The following is a 21,640-nucleotide window of genomic DNA, read 5'->3' on the forward strand; positions in this document are numbered from 1 at the left end:
GATTCGAGTTTGGTAGGGCTGTGTGACCGCGATCAACCAAGAAGGGACACTACCCTTTGTCCATGTAATTCAACAGAAAAATCCTTCTCTTGCAGGATTCGTTTTGACACAGATACCTCTGCTCACCATTGGGCTGTTTCCCGAATTTTACAACCCTCAAACCCCCACACACGGGACACCGAACATCCACGATAGCCATCATACCCTCCTTGGCAAATGGAACACCCTTGCGGATTCTACTCGATCAACCAAACAGATGCACTACCCACCTTCCCTACCCCTATCCACCAGGACTCTGCCCTGGACCTGCCAGGGAGCCAGCCCCCTGGACCCCGATGCGTTGCCGGGTTTTGAACGATCATGGCCACTACAACAGACATCTGTTTTTATCATCAACCAAAACCTCCCGCACCGGCCCAAAGCTCCGCCGATGGTGTGGCGTGATGCCCAACCTTTGCAGGGCTGCGACATGTTCCCGCGTCGGATAACCTTTGTTGCGTTCCCAGCCATAACCCGGATGGTCCCGCGCCAAGTCGTCCATGATGGCATCCCGGGTGGTTTTGGCGAGGATGGAGGCAGCGGCGATGGAGGCGCTGAGCGTGTCCCCCTTCACCACGGCGCGGGCAGAACAGGAAAGAGCGGGAGGGAGATCGCGTCCATCGACAAGAAGAAAATCCGGAGTGAACGGGTCGGGCAGGGGAGACCCGAACCATGGCGATCCAGAGGAACAAGCATGGGGTATGATGCGCAGGTTCGCCACGGCCCGCGCCATGGCGAGGAGGGCTGCCTGACGAATGTTGACGCGATCAATCTCCGCAACATCCGCCAATCCGACACCGATGGCCACGGCGCGGTCACGAATTTGCCCGGCCAGAAAGGCGCGCTGGTCCGGGGTGAGCTTTTTGGAATCATCCAGACCCGCTGGGGCAACCTCAGGGGAGAGAATGACAGCCGCTGCGACCACCGGGCCTGCCAGCGGTCCCCGACCGGCCTCATCCACACCGGCGACGCAGCGAAACCCCTCCCGGAAAAGGGCCTCTTCCAGGTGAAAATCGGGACGTGTCGGGCGCAAGCAGAGTGTCCGGCAGGGTCAGTCCGGTCTTTCAGTCCCGCTTTTCTTTGATGCGGGTTGCTTTGCCTGTCCGCTCACGCTGGTAGTAGAGCTTGGCGCGTCGAACCTTGCCCCGGCGCGAGACCTCAATTTTTTCCAGGCGTGGCGAGTGGAGCGGAAAGACCCGCTCGACACCTTCACCGAAGGAGACCTTGCGCACGGTAAATGTGGAACGGACCCCGGCGTTGTGCCGACCGATGCAGACCCCCTCGTAGACCTGCACCCGTTCGCGATTGCCTTCCACGACCTTGACGTGGACCCGCAGGGTATCCCCAGGGTTGAAGGCGGGCATTTCTTTGATGTTAGCCTGCTCGAATGTTTGCAACACGTTCATGTAAACTTACCTCCCAACGTCAATCCCGCAATCCCGTTCAGCCTCTTCAGACGCCTGGTCCAGGAGATCCAGATCCTGGGCCAGCGCTTTGACAAGACGGCTCTCCGCTTTGGTCAGACAACTCCCGTCCAGAAGGTCGGGGCGTCGCAAGATGGTACGCAACAACGACTGCCGCCGCCGCCACGCCGCGATGGCTCCATGGTTACCCGAACGCAGCACCTCCGGCACTGGCCGTCCATCCCAGACCCCTGGGCGTGTATAGTGAGGGTGGTCCAGCACCCCCTGGTAGAAAGAGTCCGCCTGGCAACTCTCTGCATCACCGAGAACTCCGGGCACGAGGCGGGCTACCGCATCCACCACGGCCATGGCGGCAATTTCGCCACCGGTCAAAACAAAATCCCCGAGGGAGATCTCTTCGTCCACCCGGGCATCGGTAAATCTTTCATCCACCCCTTCGTAATGCCCACACACCAGGACGACATGATCCACCCCGGCCAGACGGCAGGCGACCTTCTGATCGAAAGGGGCGCCCTGGGGTGTCAAAAGCACCACATGCGCCACCGAGTCCGCACAAGCCTCGGCCAAGGCCTGATCCAAAACATCCGGGCGAAACACCATGCCCGGACCGCCGCCAAAGGAGGCATCGTCCACCTGTCGGTGCGGTCCGGGGGCAAAATCCCGAATCTGCACCACTCTGACCGCCAACAACCCCCGATCCTGCGCCCTGCCGAGGATAGACCTGGTCAACACCCCAGAGAACATTTCCGGGAAAAGGGTCAGGATGGTGAAGCGAAGCGTTGCATCCATCATAGACCGGGCATCAGTTGCACGGTGATCATGCGTTGCGGCAGGTCGACCGTTTCAACCACCTCCCGGTTGAAAGGCAAGAGCCGTTCCGTACCGTCGGGCGTTGTCATAACCATCACATCGTTGGCACCGGTCGCCATCATCGACTGCACCGTGCCGAGGTGGAGACCATCCCCGGTCACGACGCGGCACCCCTCCAGGTCAGCCCAATAGAACTGCCCCTCTTCCGGCTCGGGCATCTGTGTGCGCTCAACCAAAACCCTGGCCTTGGCGAGAAGCTGTGCCTCTTCTCTGGTTGCAACCCCGGCCAAGCGCACCACAACCGCGCCTTCACCATGACGCCGTCCAGACACCACGGCAACCTTCCGGCGCGATCCCTTTTCTGGAAATTCCAGATACCACTCGGGAAATCCAAGCAGACGTTCCGGGTCTTCCGTAAACGTTTGCACCCGGACCTCTCCATGCACCCCGAACGCACCGATCAAACGTCCAAGCGTCAACCAACGGACGTATTGATCCGTCATGGCTCAGGATGCGGGTTGCGCACGAACCGGTTCGATGCCAGCCAATTTGATCAACTTGGCGACAACATCGGAGGGCTGTGCCCCCAGACCCAACCAATGGGAGACGCGATCCGCCTTCAGCACCGCCTTGTCCGACACCTTGCGGGGATCATAAGTGCCCAGTTTTTCCAGGTAGCGGCCATCCCGGGGCATCCTCTGGTCCGCCGCGACGACGGCGTAAAAGGGACGTTTTTTGGATCCTCTCCGCTGCAATCGGATGCGTACAGCCATACCGTTTCCTCTGCTTCCTTTCATGACCCGGGGCCAACGCCCGGCCTTGTGGTGATTGGGAAAAACCGCCTGAAGTCAACTCCAGAAAAAGCGTTGCATTGTCATCGAAAACAGCTATCCCGTCAAGGCCTCTCGTCACGTTATCTCGAACAAAAGTGTCGCCGTTCAGCGTCCTTACAAGAAAAGCCGTCACGATTCAGCACCCTGCCAAGAGAAGCCTGGACATGAAAGCCTCGGTTAAGGCCCCGCCCCGAACGCCACCAGGACGCAGTCCAGGGTTCTGTCTGGGAGCCACTCCTCTGGACCCCGAAGAGCCGGACCATCCCGGTCTGTACATATCGTCGTTCCGTTGGCCAGACGTCTGGTCCGTAAAATGCTTGTAACCATGGTTCTCAGTCAACCCCGAAAGCCGTCCCACCCTGAAATGCACTGCCGTCCCAACGTCAAACCTATGGGCAAGTCGAGGAGAAGATTATGAGCGAGGCGCAACAGACAGAATGCAAGACCCTGGACAATTACTGGCGTTATGACCACCTGATCAAGGGTTGCGCTCCGGTGGATCCGATCACGACCGCCGTCGTGCATCCTTGTGATGTCGAGTCCATCCTGAGCCTGGTCCAAGCGGCGCAGGAGGGTCTGATCAATCCCATCCTGATCGGACCCGAGCGCAAAATTCGCGAAACTGCGGAAAAGGCCGGGCAAGATATCTCCCCCTTCCAGTTGATTCCGGTCGTTCATAGCCATAATGCCGCTGAAAAGGCCGTGGCCATGGCCCGGGCAGGCCAGGTCGAGGCCATCATGAAGGGGAGCCTGCATACCGACGAACTCATGGGAGAAGTGGTCAAAAAGGAGATCGGTCTGCGCACGGAACGCCGCATCAGCCACGTATTCCTGATGGACATTCCCAAATTTCCCCGCCCTCTCCTGATCACCGATGCGGCGGTCAACATCAACCCCAATCTGTGGACCAAACGCGATATCTGTCAAAATGCCATCAATCTGGCCATTGACATGGGTATTCTCAACCCGCGTGTCGCCGTCCTGTCGGCTGTGGAGACCGTCAACCCGGAGATGCCCTCCACCATCGAGGCCGCTGCCCTTTCCAAGATGGCGGATCGTGGACAGATCGTTGGTGGCCTGGTGGATGGCCCCTTTGGCTATGACAACGCCATCAACGTTGAAGCGGCCAAAACCAAGGGGGTCAAAGGCCCCGTCGCCGGCAATGCCGATATCCTGCTGGTGCCCAATTTGGAGGCGGGCAACATTCTGGCCAAGCAGTTGACCTACTTTGCCCAGGCAGAAGGGGCCGGCATCGTTCTCGGCGCCAAAGTCCCCATCATTTTGACCAGCCGGTCGGACAATGCCCACACGCGCCTGGCATCCTGTGCCGTTGCGGTCCGCCTTGTCGAGGCCCGTCAACGCCGGGCCGTCAAGGCCGCTGCCGAAGCGGCGCGCTGAGGGCCGTTCCGCCATGACCGCTCCAGCGATTCTCGTCATCAATGCCGGTTCGTCGAGCCTCAAATTCACTGTCTTCGTGACCGACGGCGACGAACCCCGGCGCACCCTTTACGGCCAGATCGAACGGATCACGACGCGGCCCCGGTTCGACGCCCACGGTCCCGAGGGAACCCTGGACAAAGATGTGGACCTGGGCGTGGAGAGGTGTGGTCACACCGCCTGCCTGACCTATCTGCTGGATTGGCTGAAAAGCCACACCACCATCCAGGCTGCCGGGCATCGGGTGGTGCATGGCGGCATCCATTTCCGGCAGCCGGTCCTGGTCACGCCGGAGATCCTCCGCGAACTGGCGACGCTGACACCTCTGGCCCCTCTGCACCAGCCGCACAACCTCGCCGCCATACACGCCCTGGAACAGATCTACCCGGGCCTACCGCAAGTGGCTTGTTTCGATACCGCTTTTCACGCCAACAAACCCCCGGTAGCGGCCATTTTTCCCCTGCCCAAGGATCTGACCGCATCGGGCGTCCGGCGTTATGGGTTTCATGGTCTCTCCTACGAGTACATTGCCCGGGTGTTGCCGAAGGTGGCCCCGGACATCGCCCGGGAGAAGGTGGTGGTGGCCCACTTGGGCAGCGGCGCCAGCATGTGCGCCATGTACAACGGTTGTGGCATCGAAACCACCATGGGGCTCTCCACGGTCGATGGCCTGATCATGGGTACCCGTTGCGGCTCCATCGACCCTGGCGTGATCATGTTTCTTGCCCAGGAGCGCGGCATGTCGCTGGATGAGATCCGCGAGATCCTTTACAATCGCTCCGGTCTCAAGGGGGTATCCGGGATCAGCAACGATATGCGGGAGCTGCTGAACACCCCGCATCCCGATGCCGTCCTGGCGGTCGATCTGTTCATCTACCGGATTCGCCAACAATTGGGTGCGCTTGCGGCGGCCTTGGAGGGGATCGACGCCCTGGTCTTTACCGCTGGCATCGGCGAGCACTCCCCGGTGGTCCGCGAGCGGGTCATCACGGCCTCAGCCTGGATGGGCATGGTCCTGGACCCCCATGCCAATGCGACAGGCGCTCCCCGCCTGACCACCCCGGACAGCCCAGTTTCGGCCTGGATGATTCCCACCAACGAAGAGTTGATGATCGCCATTCATGCCAGGGATACGCTGAATTAAGAAACTCTTGGAGAAACCGGACATACCAGGAAGGGATGTGCCCTTCCTGGTGGGGTATGGAACGAACTCTTGACAAAATCCCCCGTAGCACCCGGCAGCGAATCGGGGTCCGGGGGGCGGGCTCCCTGGCGGGTCCAGGGCAGCGCCCTGGTGGGGTTCGGGGCGAAGCCCTGACAAAGGCTTTCATGTCCGGCTTTTCTTGGGATGATGCTGAATCGTTACGCATTTTTTGCTTCACAAAAGGGAGTTCGCCGCGTCATGACCATCATTTCCCTTGCCATGCACGATGGTGATTGGCATCTCCAGGAGACCCACTTCGGTCTTTTCAATTTGCTTGTGGGGATTTCGGGTGTTGGCAAGACAAAAATTCTTGAGGCCATACGCATCATTCGGCGAACAGGCATCAAAGACTCCAGTCGCGCAAGTGGGTGCTCATGGGTTGCAAAATTTAATATCGGCGATCACCAATACTCTTGGGAAGCTGAGTTGTCATCGGATACAGGCAGATCGCCAATATTCACCTCGCGTCCTGATGAAACCGATAGAGATCTTCCTGTTTTTGAAAGAGAAATTATTCATCTTGACAGCTCGGAACTGGTCGCCTGAAACCGGGATGAAGGCAGTTTCCTGTTTAATGGAACGCCCTTGCCAAAGTTAAAATGGACAGAAAGCGCAATTTCCCTATTGAACACTGAACCTTCCATGTCTCCTCTCTATGAGTCCCTCCAGGGAATCGTAATGAGCACTACAAACAATTCCTGGACGGACGAAATCATGGACAATCCTCCTGTTTACGATCCCCTGTCGGACATTCAATCCAATACAAGACACCCTTTGCTTGTCAAGTTGCTTGGGCTGCAAAATCATTTCGGCGACAAATTTAATCAGATCAAGGATGACTTTGTAGATATTTTCCCATTTGTTGAAGCCTTCCGCGTCGTTGGTGCCAAAGAATATTTTCCTGATTTAATAAAGACGCCTTTTGATATATGGGTTCTGGCCATCAAAGAGAAGGATGTCCAAAATTGGATTCCTGCTGTTGAACTCTCGACGGGCATGCTGCGCACCCTGAAAATACTCTTGGAGTTGTTTCTGGCCCCGAAGGGGTCTGTTTTTCTTGTCGATGAGTTTGAAAACAGCTTGGGTGTCAACTGTCTGCCCCAGGTGGCCGAGGCTGCCAGGGCACGCCAAAACGACATTCAATTCATCATTACCAGTCATCATCCCTATGTGATCAACAACATTCCTTGGACATCCTGGAAGGTGGTCACGCGCCATGGCGGTACTGTCACTGTGCGCGATGTCGAACACATTCCAGAACTGCAAACAGACTCTTCCATGGACCATTTCTTGTTGCTCCTCAACTCGGAGACGTATGAGGATGGTATCAGATGAACCTGTATTTCTTCGTGGAGGGCGAGAAGACCGAAAAGATGGTCTATTCCGCATGGGTTCCTCATGTCTTTGCCGGCTTGCAAAAGGTGGGACGAGTCGAGGATTTGCAGGGGAGCCATTTTTTCGTCACCTCCTCCATGGGGTACCCCTTCAAGAAAGAGACGCTTGAAGCTGCCGTGCATGATGCCGCACGCCACGACGCTCATTTATTCGCATGCTTCGATGCCAAGGATGAGTCGCAGGAGAAAAAGTATGGCGAAATCAATAAAGTCATTGCAAATTTATTGCATGATCTCGGAAGGGATATCTCCCACTCAACCATCATACACAACAGATGCATGGAGACGTGGTTTTTGGGAAATCGTCACTTCACGAAGCAAAATCCCCAAAACTGGCGCATGCGCGCCTGCCAGCAGCACTATCCGGTGTCAGAGCGTGATCCGGAACAGATGCCGGTGCCGGGAGATTTCAGAGGCACCCATGCCGAGTGCCATCTCGCCTATCTCAAGGCCATGTTTGCCGAACACCTCCAGATGTCATACAGCAAATCCCGCCCGGGGGCCGTGCTTGAGGAGAGCCACCTCGCTGAACTGGCCCGGAGATGCCGGGAGACGGGCCACCTGCCCAGTCTGAACGCCCTGCTGGAGTCATGGGAAGGGTTGGGAGGCAAGATTCCGGGGACGCTGTCTCAGGCCCTGCCAGGGAGCCAGACCCCTGGACCCCCATTTGTAACCGGGTGGTGAATGGTTGGTGCGGCTAGTGGCTCAACCGTGTTGATTTGATGTGCAGGCAAGCCATGAATCGGGGTCCAGGAGGCTGGCTCCCTGGCTTTGTCCAGGGCAGCGCCCTGGTGGGGTTCGGGGCGAAGCCCTGACAAAGGCTTTCATTTCCAAGCTTTTCTTGAAAGAGTGCGGAATAGTCACGAAAAGTGAACACTTTAAATCATGTTGGTTGAGCCACTAGGCAAGGTCGCGTATTTCTCGGAGAGCATGGCATGTCGGAGATAGGGGATATGTGGCAACCTGGGAGACCCGGATGGGTCGTCTTTCAGGGAAGGGAGTATGCCGAGCAATCTTTACAAGGGGAGCGAGGCAAAGGCGGCAACGGGAGTCGGATGGTTGCATGGTACCGATGAAGGCGGGTAACTCTGCTGGAGGGAAGGTGGCCACATCAGTAATCACCTTCCCGACCCCGGCGTAAAGGTAAGCGAGGACGGAAGAAGAAGCTGAAGAAGCGTTGGCCGAAGGGCAGAAATGACGCCACCAGGCGTTTGTGCGCGATTCTTGCTGATATTCGCGCATTAATGTGCGAAAATGCGTCCCATGAACGGCAACGAACTCCTCCGCAAGCTCAGAAAGTACGCCAAGGCCAACGGGCTCGATCTGATCCATGTGGCTGGACGCGGATCTGGGAAGGGGAGCCACTCTTACATTCTTCTGGGGTGCCGCCGAACGGCCATGAAATATTTGCGGAGCGAAATCAATCAGGGGTTGCTGGTCAAAATGCTGAAAGACCTTGGCTTGACCTTGGACGACATTCAATAAGGAGGTTTCCGTGAACCCGACCTATCCCTATGACCTTCATGAGGATCCCCCTGGTTGGTATATCTCGTTCCCGGATGTCCCGGGGAGCAATACCGGGGATGCAACCCGGGATGACACCATAGATGGCGCCATGGATTGCCTCATTACTACCATGGAAGCCATTATGCACCAGCGCCAGGATATCCCCCCGGCAAGCCTGCCAAACAATGGTCAGGGAACCGTGACTCTCTCACCTTTGGTGATGGCCAAATTGGCTCTTTACCAGACCATGCGCAACCATGCCATGACCAACGTGGCTTTGGCCAATGCGCTTGGCATCCAGGAGAGTGCAGTGCGCAGGCTTCTTGATCTCCGGCATCAATCACATATCGGACAGGTGGACCGTGCGCTTGCATCGCTTGGGAAGCGATTGATTGTCTCCGTTCAGGATGCGGCGTGATGGAGCGGATCCACACAGGGAGCCAGCCCCCTGGACCTCCATTCGTGGCCGGGTGGTAAATGGTTACGGTTTTCGTAGCCATTTACCACCCTCGCAAGAAAGGCCTGGATATGAAAGCCTCTGTCATGGCTTTGCCCCGTTGCAAAGCATCTCTTGCAGTGGCGCCGAATGGTTATGCGGCGCCGAGGCTACATCTTGAAACCAATACCCAACAGATCGATCGGCACGCCCGACGTGGTGGTGGTCGAGCCTGCCTCAACCATCATGCCGGTACCCGCCAGCAAAGTCGGTGTTGCACCCGGTGTGGGGGCTGTTGACGTGGCCCACCCATTCCAGGGTGAGTTCAGAGTAAATGTGCTGGTCTCGTCGCTCCCTGCCGCTCCATTCACGACAACATTGGAAGTGGTGACATTGCTGCCAAGGGTCACCGTTTGCGTCATGGAACCAATGATATATCCCGAGTTGGCCTTGCCAAACACCCCCACCTGCCATGTGCCGTTCGCGTCGTCGGCGGTGATGGCTTTGGCCGTCGCCCCGATCACGACGCCATAACCCAGGGCGACCGGATCTTTCATGTCGATCAACATGACGTTTTGGCCGTTGGCGGCTTGGTAGGCCATGGCGGTGCCGACTTCCCGGCTTTCTTGAAGGATTTGCCATTTACCCCCGCCCAGGGTATTGATCGTGCCGCTTGATCCAGGGCAGAATGGATCCGTGGCATAATTGGCGTTGGCGCAACTGTTCCACGTCCCATCGCTGCCGATACGGAAGGTGCCATACTCGGTGTTGGCCGCCACCGCTGAACAGTCGAGGGTGGGGCACCTGTAAGAGACGTAGTTGTAGGTTGCAGCCGTCGCCGCCAGGGAGGTGAGGGGGTTGCTGAACCCCACGATTGAGACCGTTCTTGTGTTGCCGTTGAAATTTTCCCGAATGGCCGCAACCAGCATGCCGCCCTTGAGAATGATGGCCTTCGCGTTCGGGATGTTGGAGAGTGCGTAGGTGCCGTCACCGTTGGCGATAAGCTTGCCGGAACCGGTTTTTCCTGTCAGGCCGTATTGGCTCTCGACGATCGTGTAGTTGTAAGTTAAACTTGAGGTATCCATGGTGTAGCTCACCAGCTCACCTGCCGCTGCCGCGCTCGTGTAGGTGACCGGACTTGGAGTGGAAGTTGTGGTGGTGGCAGCAGGGGTTCCACCACCATCCCCACCGCCACCGCCACAACCCGCCACGGATATCAGGCAGGAGAGCGCCAGTAAACCCTGAGAAAATGGCCTCGATTTCATTTTTTTCCTTTCCCTTGCAAGTTTATTACTGCATGTCATAGGGCTACGCCTTGAGGAAAAGAAAGATATCCTATCGACTGGCATCTTTCAATATATATCATTAACTGAATGTGATTTTTGAAAACAACCCTTTTTACATGATCACTTGCATGAATGATTTCAGGGGTATGACGCATGCGCAAACGATCCATCATCATGTCACTTCTCCTGGCAGCAGTTTTTTTCACGCCTGATGCCATACCCCAGGTCGGGATGGGTTTTGGTCTCGGGTCAGGCTTGGCAGCCGGCATGGCCGACCAGGAGCCCTGCCGGTTTCTCAATGATGGTGGGAAACGGGCGCCGGTTGGAGCGGTGGTTGCTCTCCTGCTGCTGGCAGGGTTGGCGTTTCTTCTCTACCGCTGGGGGGTGACGCCCGGTTTTGCCGCAGGACTCAAATGGATGACCGGTTTGTTCCTGTTGGCGTTCCTGCTGACGGCATCATGGACCTGGCGCAGTTGGCAGGATTGGCGGAAGTTCGGGGAGGTGATCTTGTCGGTGACGCCCTGTCCACCCCGCCTCGGAATGCCGATGCGGGCAGAAGTGATCCTGGCAGGGGAACCTGGACCGGGAGCGTTGCCGCCCGGGGAAGAGACCTTGCACCTCACGCTGGTTTGCGAAAAATCAACCTGGATACCGGGTTCGGATGTGGGAGAGGTCAAGGGTTGGCAGGAACAGATTGAGACTCTCTGGCAAAAGGTTCAGCAAGCCGGGAGGATACCCACGGCGTCCCATCCAACCTATGTGGCCACCTTCGATCTGCCGCAGGGGCATCCAGCCAGCGCCCCGCCAGCGTCCAAACCTCTGCACGCCCCCGCCCAACCCCAACCCGGGATCCGTTGGATTGTGCATCTTCGGGGCGATGGCGGCTTGGCTTATCTGGATCGCCGTTTTGAAGTGCCGATCTACTGAAAATCCATCTGATAATAGATGATCTCATCTTCGATGCGGCTGGTGAGCTTGAGACCGCTGCCTTCAAAGACGGCGCGCATGGGGCGGTTGGAGACCAGAGTCTCGGCGGTAAATCCCCGGATGCCGTTGCGTTTGGCGAGGGTGACGAGGTAGCGCATGACAAATGTGCCGATCTTGTGGCCCTGCCAGGCATCCCGGACCACAAAAGCCACCTCGGCGCGGTTGTGGATGGGGTCGAGGTAGTATCCACCCACGGCAATGATCTGTTCCCCGTAGGACTCGGGGATGGTGCCGACCAGGATGACATCCCGGCGATGGTCGATGTAGACGAACTGCTTGAGCTGTTGAAACGTGAAGCGCTTCAGATTGCTCATGAAACGGCGATAGACCGTGATCTGGGAGAGGGAGTAGAGCATCTCCCGTATGGAAGGTTGATCGGTGGGCAGCGAAGGACGAAACACGATCTGCTCGCCGTTTTCCAACAGCAGGGTGGTTTTCAGGTCACGCGGGGCAATCAGGGTCTTGCCATCCACGGCAGCCAACTCGGGATGGACATAGTGACGGCGGATGGCCTCGTGGAGCAAATGGGCCCGAAAGTCAGGGTGCGCGATGCTGATCATGGCCATGACACGCTCCTGGATGCTTTTGCCATGCAGGTATGCCACCCCGTGTTCGGTCACGACATAGTGAACATGTCCACGTCCCAGTCCGCTGCCGGCCCCTTCCCGGAATTGCGCGACAATGCGCGAAACCTTCCCACCCTCGGCGGTGGCGGCCAGGGCGATGATGGATTTGCCCCCAGGTGCTCGTGTGGCGCCATGGCTGAAATCGACCAACCCCCCTATCCCGGAATAAAGACGGTCGCTGATGGCATCGGCACAAAGTTGCCCGGTCAGATCCACCTCCAGAGCGGTGTTGATCGCCACCATGTGACGCTGCCGGGAGATGATGGCAGGATCGTTGACATACTCGGTGGGGTGGAAGGCGATGCGGGGATTGTTGTGGACAAAATCGAACAGTTTTTGGGTTCCAAGCGCAAAACTGGTGACAATTTTTCCCGGATCCAGGCTTTTGCGTACTCCGGTAAGACTCCCTTGCGCCACCAGCTCCATGAGGGTATCGCTGATCACGTCGGAGTGGATGCCAAGATCGTGTTTGTCAGCCAAAAAAGGGAGGATGGCCTGGGGGAGTTGGCCCAGTCCCACCTCCACGGTGGCGCCATCTTCCACCAGAGAGGCGACATGGCGGGCAATGTCGCGGGTGGTCACATCGACGGGAGTGGGTGGGTGTTCACGGAGCGGTTCATCCACGGGAACCAGCCAGTCGAGATCCTCGACGTGCAGGAAGCTCCCCCCCAGGGTGCGCGGCATGTGCCGGTTGACCTGGGCGATGACCAGAGCCGCATTGCTGGCGGCGCTCTTGACCACGTCCACGGCCACCCCCAGGCTGACCATGCCCCGAAGATCGGGTGGGGTCACCTGAATCAGGGCTACGTCCAGCGGCATCTGTCGGTTGGCAAACAGGGGAGGTATCTCCGACAGTGACACTGGGGTGTAATCCTGAAGCCCCTTGCTGGGGCCGATCTGGGCGTTGTCGGCTACGTAAAAGGTGTTGACGGTAAAAATATCCTGCAACTCCCGGGTGGCGAACGGGGAGTCGCCGAGAGTCAGCAGGTGTATGATCTCGATATCGGCCAGGGAGCGTCCGAGAAGAGCCAGGGTACGCAACAAGGCCTGGGGTTCACCACAACCGGAACCGACAAAGATACGCTGGCCCGGCTTGATGTGCGCCAGGGCCCGCTCCGGGGTGGTGACCCAGGAGCGGTATGTCTCCTGCCAATGCGGGTCGGGTGCGGTGGGCCCTGCGTGTGGATCCGGATTCATGGTTGCGGGATTGGGGGTCATGTTGGCCCCTCGTGCGGGATGAGGTTGATCCGGACTTGTCCCACCAGGGGTGGGGTTCCCGGCAGGTCCGTGATCAGGGGGTTGATCTCCAACTCCTGGATGGCTGGAAAATCGGTGGCCAACTGGCTGAGGCGTTGCAGGCTTTCGGCGATATCGTTCAGGCCTCTTTCCGAGCCGAGTTGGGAAAAAGAGCGGGTGCTGCGTAGCATCTGCATCGCCTCGTCGGCGGTGATGGGGGCCAGATGAAAGCTGACATCCTGCATCACCTCAACAGATGTGCATCCGGCGCCGAAGGTCAGCATGGGACCGAACAGCGGATCGCGCAGCATGCCGATGACCACCCGGCGCCCCGCCGGGAGGGTGCGTTCCACGGTGATGCCAGGCAGACTGCTGGCGGGAAGTTGACGTTGCAGGCGCAAGGTGAGCAGGTCGTAGGTGTCGCGGACCTCTTCAGGGTTGCGCAAACCTTCCCGGAAAAGATCGGTTGTGGCAAGGACAGGCGCCTCGGAAGCCGCCACGCTCAGGGTGACCGGGTAGCCGATACGTTCCGCCCACTCCATGGCCGCATCGACATCATCGACTGTCTGGGCGTGGGGAACCAAAAAACCATAGGCGGACAGAATCTCCCGCGCCCGTATCCCCTGAATCTGGACCTGGTGGGTGCGTCGATGGGAGTTGATGATGCGCTTGACCCGGGTCTGATTGACGGGAAAGTGGGTCACGACCCGTGGGGGGCGTTGTTGCCAGGTGTGGCGGTGGTGCATGGCCGCCAGGGCGACAATGGCCCGGGAGGGGCTGGTATACAGGGGGAGGTTGCCACCTGTCAAAAGGGGCAGGTGACCATCCGGGGAGGGCGGGGCGCCGACGAGGGCCACCAAAACCGGCTTGCGCTCATGGGGGTCGGCATGCAGGCGGAGGACGATCTCCTCCAGGGGCGCCGCAGGGAGTGGGGCGACCACCACCACCACGGCATCCACCTGGGGATCGGTCAGGAGCGTCTCCAGGGCGATGGCGTACAGGTCAGGGGTGGCCTGCGCACCCAGATCCAGGGGGACGCCGGGTTGGGGAGGCCATGGCAACACCTTTGCCAGGCTGGCCAGGGTTGCCGGTGTGGGCTCGGCGACTGTCAGGTTGACGGCATCCAGGGTATCGGCGGCCATGACCGCCAACCCTCCGGCGTTGGAGATGACCCCAACCCGACCACCGCAGGGGAGGGGTTGCCGGGCGAGGGCCATGGTAAAATCCTGGAGTTGCTCCAGGGTGTGGACGCGAATCGCCCCAACGCGCCGGAAGGCTGCGCCATAGGCCAGATCCACGCCGGGAAAACCACCTGTATGCAGCAGCGCCGCCCGTCGTCCTGCCGGGGTGATCCCCACCTTCATGACGATCACCGGTTTGGTGGCTGCCGCCTCCTCGGCGGCCTTGAGAAAGCTGGGTCCATCGCTGATGGTCTCCAGAAAGCAGACAATGACCTTGGTTTCCGGATCCCGGGCAAGCCAGGCGAGAAAGCTGACTTCATTCAGGTCAGCTTTGTTGCCGATTCCGGCCAGTTTGGCGAGGCCGATTTTCATATGGACCATCCAACCCAGCAGGGCGCTGCACACCGCACCCGATTGGGAGATGATCGACACGCCGCCGATGGGGGGGAGGGGGCCATCATGGGTGGTGGCGTTGAACAGGCGCAACCGGTTGATCAGGCCAAGGCAATTGGGTCCAAGGAGGAGAGTGCCTGCCTCCCGGCAGAGTTGGGCGACCCGTTCCTGGACGGCAGACCCTTCCGGGCCAGCCTCGCGAAATCCGGCGCTGATCAGAACGATCCCTTTGACCTGAGCCCGGATCGCCTGCCGCACGGCGGCCTCCGCTTCGGCCTGTGGCGACACCACGATGGCCAGATCGATCCCCTCCACCCCGTCCAGGGAGGGGCAACATGGCATGCCCCGAATGGCAGGAAGGCGCGGATGCACCGGATAAATTTTTCTGCCAAATCCGCCGCGCAGGAGGTTGTCCAAAATCTGGCCACCGGTCTGACCGGGATCCGTGGTCAGACCCAGAATGGCGACGCCCTGGGGATCAAACAAGATTTTCAGCACGTTACAGCAATCCTTGTGTAACCATTCAAAGCCCGGCAACCAATCGGGGTCCAGGGGGCTGGCTCCCTGGCGGGTCCAGGGCAGCGCCCTGGTGGGGTTCGGGGCGAAGCCCTGACAAAGGCTTTCATGTCCGAGCTTTTCCTGAAGGGGTGCCGAACGGTTGCACGCTTTCAGCTATTGGGGGCTGGATGATCTCTGGTTACCAAGCAGCAATCCTTGCCGGTTGGCCTCCAGCCAGACGAAGGGTGATATTTTTTTCAGATGGTCGGATGTGAACTGTTGGTCGAAGTAGTCCTGGAAATGTTGGACGCGCACTCTCTTGATGTCGGGGTCGTTTAGCTTCAGGCGGGTAATGGTATCTTCCACTTGTTTGGTTTTTTGCGCGTCAAAATCCCTGGCAGGGTAAATGTGGCCTGTGATCAATTCAAGCTGAAACCAGCCATTGGTCACGGTGAACGGGTCGAGCACATCGTCAAACTTGTTCTTTCGGTTGTTCATGGCCTGGCAGGCCAGGCGATAATTGTCCCACTCGTAGGCCAACCTGGCTTGGTGTTGGGATTTGGCGACAAAGTGATCGACCGAGGCTACCCCCAGCACTCTCTCAAAATGGATGGCAAGGTAGGCACAGATTCCCCCATAAGCCTTATAGAGATCACCCAGGGATGTGCGCCAGAAAGGGGCAAGTTCGCTCCCTTTTGAGGGAAGTTGATCGACGGCGATGCCTTTTTTGCGCAGATCGGCAAGGCCTTTTTGCCGGACATCTTTGTCAAATCCGGCTGGTTCGGGCTGGAGCTGCACGCGGATCATGTGTTCCACCCCTTTTTATCCATGACAAAGCGCCAGCGTGCCCAGAACGGATCGATATCTCCCAGGACCGATTTCAACTCCTCTTCAAGCATTTTGGCCTGGGCTGCATCAAACGCGGGTTCACTCATGAGCTTGCCGGCCTTCTCCAGGGCGATCTCAGCTTCCAGGGATCGACCGCTGCCCAGGTCAAAGGCCTCGCTGGTCAACCAATCGGTGACGTCACCGTGGCGATAGAAGGGTTGCTTGGCGATTTCGACGCGGGATGCCGGGATTCTTTTCTGGCCCGTCTGGCCCGTTGGAGAGAAGAATTTGAGAAGTTTTTGATATGCCGCTTCGTCTTCCTGACGGTAATCGAGAGCAAAATAATTTCTTAACTGAGTAGGAATCTCGCAATCATCCAGGAATATAGGGATGAATCTCCTTGTTTTATTCATAGGATCGCGTGTTATGGCCGCACTATACTCTAATTGAATCCATTGGGAACGAATAGAATGACTAGATAAGACCACTATTGCCACTTTTGCATTGCGCAACCCCTCCATAACAGCTTCTGAAATGGAATCTCCAGCTCTCAATTTCCAAACATCAATCCAGACTTCCAAACCATCGCTTTTGAGTCGTTCTGCTAACTTTAAAACCCTCGCTCTATCCTGATGGGCATAGCTGAAAAAAACATCGTACAGGTAGGTTTCATTCTGTTCTAAAGTGTCTGATGGGTCATCAGGCTGGTCTTGAAGAGGTGTTGTGCCATGGACCAGATCGATATCGAACCAGGCATCCTGGGCAGAGTCGAAAAAGGGTTCGACCGAGGCAAGAACCAAGGGGGCATGGGTCGCCACCATGAGTTGCACCCCGGCCTTAATTCCGCTCTCGTCTCCCAGCGATGCCAATGTTTCCATCAATGCCCGGATGATGCTGCGTTGCCACCTGGGGTGTAGATGGGCCTCGATCTCGTCCACCAAAAAAACAACCTGCCGGGACGGGGAGATATCAAGGAGTTGACAGGCGCTGAGGTGTTCCTGCCACACCCAGGTCAACAGGTAGCACAAGGTAATGATCCTGCGCATACCCGCCGAGGCATGCAGGATAGGCACATCCTGACCATAGGGCATCCGCAGCGTGGGGATGTCGCGGGCATCATCTGGACTGATTCGGGTCAATGGACCTGGCGCGAGCACCTCCCGAGGTCCAGGCGAGAGCATGCTGAGTGCCCGGGTCAACATTGTAAGCGGAAGTTTATTCTCCTTGAACCAACCGGCCCAGTCGGCAACCAGCCCGTTGCACAACTGCCTGCCACTGCCCCCCTTCAAACCGTCCCAAAGCTCTGCCGGGGTAAAAACATAGGCAGGTTGCCGCTCCTGCGTGGCCACTTCACCCTTGGTTCGCCAGGAGTTGCGTGCCGAGTCCCACACGGAGAAACTGCCGTCTGCCTGGCTGTAGATGACCAGGCCGGAGATGGCAGGACGCGCCCCACGTCCCGCCCAGGTTTGTGCGGGGCGGTCAAATCGGCTGGTGTATGAGACGGGTTTGGTTTTGCCGGAAAGAGTAAACTCGATTGAGGCCTCACCCGTTCCATAAGGCCGTGCCATCATCCCGGTAGAGAGCTTGTTGTTGAGCTCGGCGGGCCAGGTGCGGGTCAAGGCCCACCAGACGATATCCAACAAAAAGGTTTTGCCCAACCCATTGTCACCGGTCAACAGGTTCAGACGCTCTCCAAACTGGAGAACCATGGAGGGGGCAGGCCCGACATTCTGCAACGTCAATCGCTTGAGCATGATGCTCCCTCGGTCAGGTTCCCCCCGAAAGGTCGATCCTTTCGTGATAAATGGAGTAGTGTATCGGCACGGTATTTTGATAGTTGATGCGCTTGCGGCGCGCCTCGTCCAGCAGGTGGTAGCGGATGGTGACATCCAGCACGGCGGCTTGCGGGGCGGCGCCCATTTTGGGGAGTTCGTAGATAAACTCGCGCGGCTGCCGGGCCGCCAGCCGATTGTCCCAAAGATCGAGGATGAAAGGCCGCCACATGATGGTGCGTTGCAGCTTGTAGACTTTTTCCTGCATCACGGCGTCATGGTCGTCAAGGAGACGAAATGCAAGAGTCAGATGACGATCCGGTGTGCCGGTCGGCAGAAAATGGTCGGTGCCGACGTTGGTCAGGGTGAAGACGAATTGCGACTTGCCATCGACCTCTTCGCGGCGATGATCGACCTTCAGGGCACGCGCCACCTGGGGCGGATAGTGCCCCCCCTGGAACAGATGCCGCCCACCCTGCCGCAGGGGCCCGCTGGTGGCCATGGGCCGTGTCACGCTGGGGAGATGACACCCCACGCAATCGGGTTTCCTCTCGCCCTGGTTGATCTCATCGACAGTGCCGCAGGGGGCGATGCGATAAAACATGTCCCAGCGATCTCCAGAGACGACATGACAGATGCGGCAAGGACTCATGCCGGAAAGAAAGTTGGGATCCACCTTGACCGGGTGGGGTGACTGATCGGTGGCATAAGGGCCGATCACCTCGCCCTGACGCACATGACAGACGGCACAGGTGACGCCTTCGTCACGCAACTGGGGATCGAAGTGGGGATTGTCCGCCAGAACCGGATCCAGCATATCCTTGTCCCTATAGCGAACAACAACTTTTTCCTGCTGATTTTTCAAAGGAATATGGCAATTGATGCAAACGTGGGGGCGCTTTTCAAAGGCGCGATCCGCCTGGTAGTATTCGTCCGTCCAGGCCCGGGCGTGCATGCTCCCGGACCACTCCTGGTAAATTTCTGTGTGGCACGAGCCGCAATGCTGGGCACTGAGGGATTCCAGTCCCTTGGGGATGGGGGAGTCGATGGGCCAGGCAAATTTTTCTTCCACAACAAAAATATTTAAAGGCCGAACGAACCTCCAACCGAGAAAGAGTACGATCACCGCCAAGAGCATCCATCGAGCGTGTTGGGGACGTAAGACCATATTCTGGATCCGGAAGGAGCGCATCAGAAGGAGGTTGTTCAGGTTTGACAATTTGAACCCCCGAATCTAACAGGTTCGTTGCCCCTCCTCCAAGACAAATTTTGCCACCAACACCCGATGGGTAGAGATCATTCATGACCCATCCGGGAGGGGGGTCCGACCTGCCGGGGATGCAAGCGTCGCGGCAGGCTCATGGCGCGTTTTTTGGGTGGCTGCCGAACAGAGGGCATGGAGGAAAACTTGTTGCCTGACCTCTTCGTGTCGTACAACCATTCAGGGATATGAAAGCCTTTATCAGGGCTTCGCTCCGAACCCCACCAGGACGTCGTCCTGGACCTGCCAGGGAGCCAGCCCCCTGGACCCCGATGCGTGGTCGGGTGGTGAATTGGGACTGGTTACGGTCATATTTTGCTTTTGCATGGGAAAGATGTGGTCATGGCAGCCCGTTTCATACCAACCCTGTTGGGGTTGATCCTGATTGATATCCTTTTTCTGAGCGGATCTTTTCCGGACGGGAGCGGAAGGGTTTGGGCCGCTGACCGTGCCGTGGCGGAGAAGGGAAGCGAAGCGCTGAAAAAGGGGGTTGATGCCCAAAAAAAAGGCCACTTCGTTGTGGCGGAAACGCTCTACACCAACGCCCTGGCGGGCAAGGATCTGGACCGTGCCACCGAAGCGGAAACCCTGGCCAATCGTTGTCTGGTGCGTCTGGAACTGGGACAGCGCAACAAGGACAAGGAGAAATTTATTGCCGGATTTGATGACTGCAATCGGGCGGCATTGCTGAAACCGGACCTGGCCCATGCCTATCTTTTTCGCGGCAACGGATATTTGGCTGTCGAACAGTTTGACCTGGCAGCGGAAGATTTCAAGGTGGCCATGGGGCTGGCTCCCAGGGATCCTCTCCCCTTCTACTTGCGCGCCCGGGCCTTGTTGCGCCTGGGGCGCAGGGCGGAGGCTAAACAAAACCTGGATAATGTGCTGAAGATCCAGCCCAAATTTTCTCCGGCCCATGTGGAACGCGGCCTGATCCATCTGCAACAAGCCAACCTGACCCAGGCGCTGAAGGATTTTACCGAGGCCATCCGGCTCAATCCGGAATGGCATGAGGCCTATTTTTTGCGCTCGGAGTTGTTGGGTCGTATGGGGAAGATCAAGGAGGCCTTGGCCGATGTCGAGCGGGTTTTGCGGGGGCGACCTGATCATCCGGTGGCCATGTTTCGCCGTGGTCTGTTCCATTTGGCCCTGGGTGAGACCGATGCGGCCATTGCCGCATTCGAGCAGGCGCGTCGATTGGCCCCGGCAGACCCGCAAGTGCCTGCGGGACTGGGCATGGCACGACTGGGTCAGGGCTCCCTTGCCGCCGCCGAGGCGGACTTTGCCTTGAGTCTGCAACTGGCTCCGCATGATCCATTCGTTCTGCTTTGGAGTGCCTTGACGCGACTGAAGGGGAATCCCCAGGCATCTCTGCCAGCCCTGACCGGCAGCGAGACCGACCGGTTGGAACACTGGCCAAACCCCTTGCGCGCCTTGCTGTTGGGCGCTCTGACGCCGGATGCGGTCCTGCAATACGCCGGCAAGGTGGAAAAGGCCGGCAAGCCCATGGCCATGGCGGAAACCCATTTTTTCATGGCCCAGTACCACCTGTTGCATGGCCAGGCGTCAGAAGCGGAAAAGTCGTTTCGGCAGTACATGGCCCTCCCGGAAAAAGACCCCCTGTTGACCTACCTCGTCACCCGGGAACGGGATCGCTTCGCCACGCCGGTGGCCGGCGCTGTCGATGACAAACCCAAGACGGATGCCGTGACTTTATCGCCCGAACCTGCGGTTGTTGCTGCGGAGACGACCCCCATCATGCCATGGATCCTGTCTGCCACCCCACTCCTCCCCTCGCCGCTCTTTTTGCGCAAGGAGGATGGATCACCAGCCGATGTCGCCCCCGAACCGTTGCCCCCGGCAGAGACGGTCGAACCAGCCACATCCGCCACCCAAAACAAACAACATGAAAAACCGGTCAGCCAGGAGAAGGTCGAACCCGCCACATCCGCCACCCAAAACAAACAACATGAAAAACCGGTCAGCCAGGAGAAGGTCGAACCCGCCACGCCCGCCACCCAAGACAAACAACATGAAAAACCGGTCAGCCAGGAGACGGGTTGGCCCTTCGGCGAGGTCAAGGGGGCTGTCACGATTCTGGTCACGAACTCAAAATCTACTGATCTATCTGATATTGTTAAATATTTTCGTCGGAATGGCCTTGTCAAATCAGGCCAGCGCATGCACCTTTTGCGTACCAGGGGCAACAGAACCCTGGTCTATCTTGGCACCTTCACCCACGTTGCCGAAGCCCGAAAGCATATCGAGGGGATGACCCCTTTCTTGAAAAAAAACAATCCGACGATTCTTCCTCTCTCCAGGGTTGAAATGTTGCTGAAAACAGCCCAGGTCTTTTCCATCCCTGGCGATCCTGGCTGATCGCCGCTCGCAATTTTTCATGCAACGATTCACTGCCCGGCAACGCATTGGGGTCCAGGGGACTTGCTCTCTGGCATGGCCTTTGTCAATGTTTTTTTTGCTGAAGGTTG

At 58.1% G+C, this 21,640-nt stretch carries 21 protein-coding genes; 9 read left to right on the forward strand and 12 right to left on the reverse strand.

Annotation, left to right across the window (positions count from 1 at the left end):
* Positions 1-49: 49 nt before the first annotated feature.
* The 6 genes from HQL63_02900 to rpsP all read right to left on the reverse strand — a co-directional run bounded on the left by HQL63_02900 (position 50) and on the right by rpsP (position 3,046).
* Positions 50-199, reverse strand: coding sequence for an IS1 family transposase (locus HQL63_02900; protein ID MBF0175789.1), 150 nt, complete (start codon positions 197-199; stop codon positions 50-52).
* A gap of 168 nt (positions 200-367) precedes the next feature.
* Complete coding sequence (locus HQL63_02905) at positions 368-1,072, reverse strand: ribonuclease HII (GenBank protein MBF0175790.1); 705 nt, start codon at positions 1,070-1,072, stop codon at positions 368-370.
* Between the two features lie 31 nt (positions 1,073-1,103).
* Entirely contained in the window at positions 1,104-1,445 is a 342-nt protein-coding gene (gene rplS / locus HQL63_02910; protein ID MBF0175791.1) for a 50S ribosomal protein L19, read from the reverse strand.
* Between the two features lie 6 nt (positions 1,446-1,451).
* Positions 1,452-2,255 carry a tRNA (guanosine(37)-N1)-methyltransferase TrmD gene (trmD, locus tag HQL63_02915; GenBank protein ID MBF0175792.1) on the reverse strand — a complete coding sequence of 268 codons (804 nt, stop codon included), beginning with the start codon at positions 2,253-2,255 and terminating at the stop codon, positions 1,452-1,454.
* Positions 2,252-2,776 (reverse strand): 16S rRNA processing protein RimM, encoded by a 525-nt coding sequence (gene rimM / locus HQL63_02920; protein ID MBF0175793.1) that lies wholly within the window; start codon positions 2,774-2,776, stop codon positions 2,252-2,254. The genes trmD and rimM overlap by 4 nt, the downstream gene beginning before the upstream one ends.
* Before the next feature lie 3 nt (positions 2,777-2,779).
* Complete coding sequence (rpsP, locus tag HQL63_02925) at positions 2,780-3,046, reverse strand: 30S ribosomal protein S16 (protein MBF0175794.1); 267 nt, start codon at positions 3,044-3,046, stop codon at positions 2,780-2,782.
* Between the two features lie 474 nt (positions 3,047-3,520).
* Here rpsP and HQL63_02930 point away from each other — a divergent pair, with 474 nt between their 5' ends.
* From HQL63_02930 to HQL63_02960, 7 genes are all read left to right on the forward strand, one after another.
* Positions 3,521-4,504: a bifunctional enoyl-CoA hydratase/phosphate acetyltransferase gene (locus tag HQL63_02930; protein ID MBF0175795.1), complete on the forward strand. Its 984-nt coding sequence runs from the start codon at positions 3,521-3,523 to the stop codon at positions 4,502-4,504.
* A 13-nt stretch (positions 4,505-4,517) separates the two neighbouring features.
* Complete coding sequence (locus tag HQL63_02935) at positions 4,518-5,687, forward strand: acetate/propionate family kinase (protein MBF0175796.1); 1,170 nt, start codon at positions 4,518-4,520, stop codon at positions 5,685-5,687.
* A 258-nt stretch (positions 5,688-5,945) separates the two neighbouring features.
* A complete protein-coding gene (locus HQL63_02940) occupies positions 5,946-6,293 on the forward strand; it encodes a hypothetical protein (protein ID MBF0175797.1) in 348 nt (115 codons plus the stop codon).
* 132 nt (positions 6,294-6,425) lie between these two features.
* Positions 6,426-7,082 carry an ATP-binding protein gene (locus tag HQL63_02945; protein ID MBF0175798.1) on the forward strand — a complete coding sequence of 219 codons (657 nt, stop codon included), beginning with the start codon at positions 6,426-6,428 and terminating at the stop codon, positions 7,080-7,082.
* The gene (locus tag HQL63_02950) at positions 7,079-7,825 is read left to right on the forward strand and encodes a hypothetical protein (GenBank protein MBF0175799.1); all 747 of its coding nucleotides are present in this window, start codon (positions 7,079-7,081) and stop codon (positions 7,823-7,825) included. The genes HQL63_02945 and HQL63_02950 overlap by 4 nt, the downstream gene beginning before the upstream one ends.
* 579 nt (positions 7,826-8,404) lie before the next feature.
* Entirely contained in the window at positions 8,405-8,626 is a 222-nt protein-coding gene (locus HQL63_02955) for a hypothetical protein (GenBank protein ID MBF0175800.1), read from the forward strand.
* A 10-nt stretch (positions 8,627-8,636) separates the two neighbouring features.
* A complete protein-coding gene (locus HQL63_02960) occupies positions 8,637-9,065 on the forward strand; it encodes a hypothetical protein (GenBank protein MBF0175801.1) in 429 nt (142 codons plus the stop codon).
* A gap of 188 nt (positions 9,066-9,253) precedes the next feature.
* Here the strand turns inward: HQL63_02960 and HQL63_02965 are convergent, their stop codons facing one another.
* On the reverse strand, positions 9,254-10,348 hold the full coding sequence (locus HQL63_02965) for a hypothetical protein (GenBank protein MBF0175802.1): 1,095 nt from the start codon (positions 10,346-10,348) through the stop codon (positions 9,254-9,256).
* Between the two features lie 174 nt (positions 10,349-10,522).
* On the opposite strand from HQL63_02965, the gene HQL63_02970 reads away from it, so the two are divergent.
* The gene (locus HQL63_02970) at positions 10,523-11,296 is read left to right on the forward strand and encodes a hypothetical protein (GenBank protein ID MBF0175803.1); all 774 of its coding nucleotides are present in this window, start codon (positions 10,523-10,525) and stop codon (positions 11,294-11,296) included.
* Here the strand turns inward: HQL63_02970 and HQL63_02975 are convergent.
* The 5 genes from HQL63_02975 to HQL63_02995 form a co-directional block, all read right to left on the reverse strand.
* Positions 11,290-13,179: a GNAT family N-acetyltransferase gene (locus HQL63_02975; protein ID MBF0175804.1), complete on the reverse strand. Its 1,890-nt coding sequence runs from the start codon at positions 13,177-13,179 to the stop codon at positions 11,290-11,292. The genes HQL63_02970 and HQL63_02975 overlap by 7 nt on opposite strands.
* 17 nt (positions 13,180-13,196) lie before the next feature.
* Complete coding sequence (locus HQL63_02980) at positions 13,197-15,290, reverse strand: acetate--CoA ligase family protein (protein MBF0175805.1); 2,094 nt, start codon at positions 15,288-15,290, stop codon at positions 13,197-13,199.
* A 174-nt stretch (positions 15,291-15,464) separates the two neighbouring features.
* A complete protein-coding gene (locus tag HQL63_02985) occupies positions 15,465-16,097 on the reverse strand; it encodes a hypothetical protein (GenBank protein MBF0175806.1) in 633 nt (210 codons plus the stop codon).
* Positions 16,094-17,872 (reverse strand): AAA family ATPase, encoded by a 1,779-nt coding sequence (locus HQL63_02990; protein ID MBF0175807.1) that lies wholly within the window; start codon positions 17,870-17,872, stop codon positions 16,094-16,096. Before HQL63_02990 ends, HQL63_02985 begins: the two co-directional genes overlap by 4 nt.
* A 13-nt stretch (positions 17,873-17,885) precedes the next feature.
* Positions 17,886-19,109 carry a hypothetical protein gene (locus tag HQL63_02995; GenBank protein ID MBF0175808.1) on the reverse strand — a complete coding sequence of 408 codons (1,224 nt, stop codon included), beginning with the start codon at positions 19,107-19,109 and terminating at the stop codon, positions 17,886-17,888.
* A 384-nt stretch (positions 19,110-19,493) separates the two neighbouring features.
* Here HQL63_02995 and HQL63_03000 point away from each other — a divergent pair, with 384 nt between their 5' ends.
* Positions 19,494-21,530 carry a tetratricopeptide repeat protein gene (locus HQL63_03000; protein ID MBF0175809.1) on the forward strand — a complete coding sequence of 679 codons (2,037 nt, stop codon included), beginning with the start codon at positions 19,494-19,496 and terminating at the stop codon, positions 21,528-21,530.
* The last annotated feature ends 110 nt before the right edge of the window (positions 21,531-21,640 follow it).

The sequence above is a fragment of the Magnetococcales bacterium genome, assembly GCA_015231175.1.
GTDB lineage: Bacteria > Pseudomonadota > Magnetococcia > Magnetococcales > DC0425bin3 > HA3dbin3.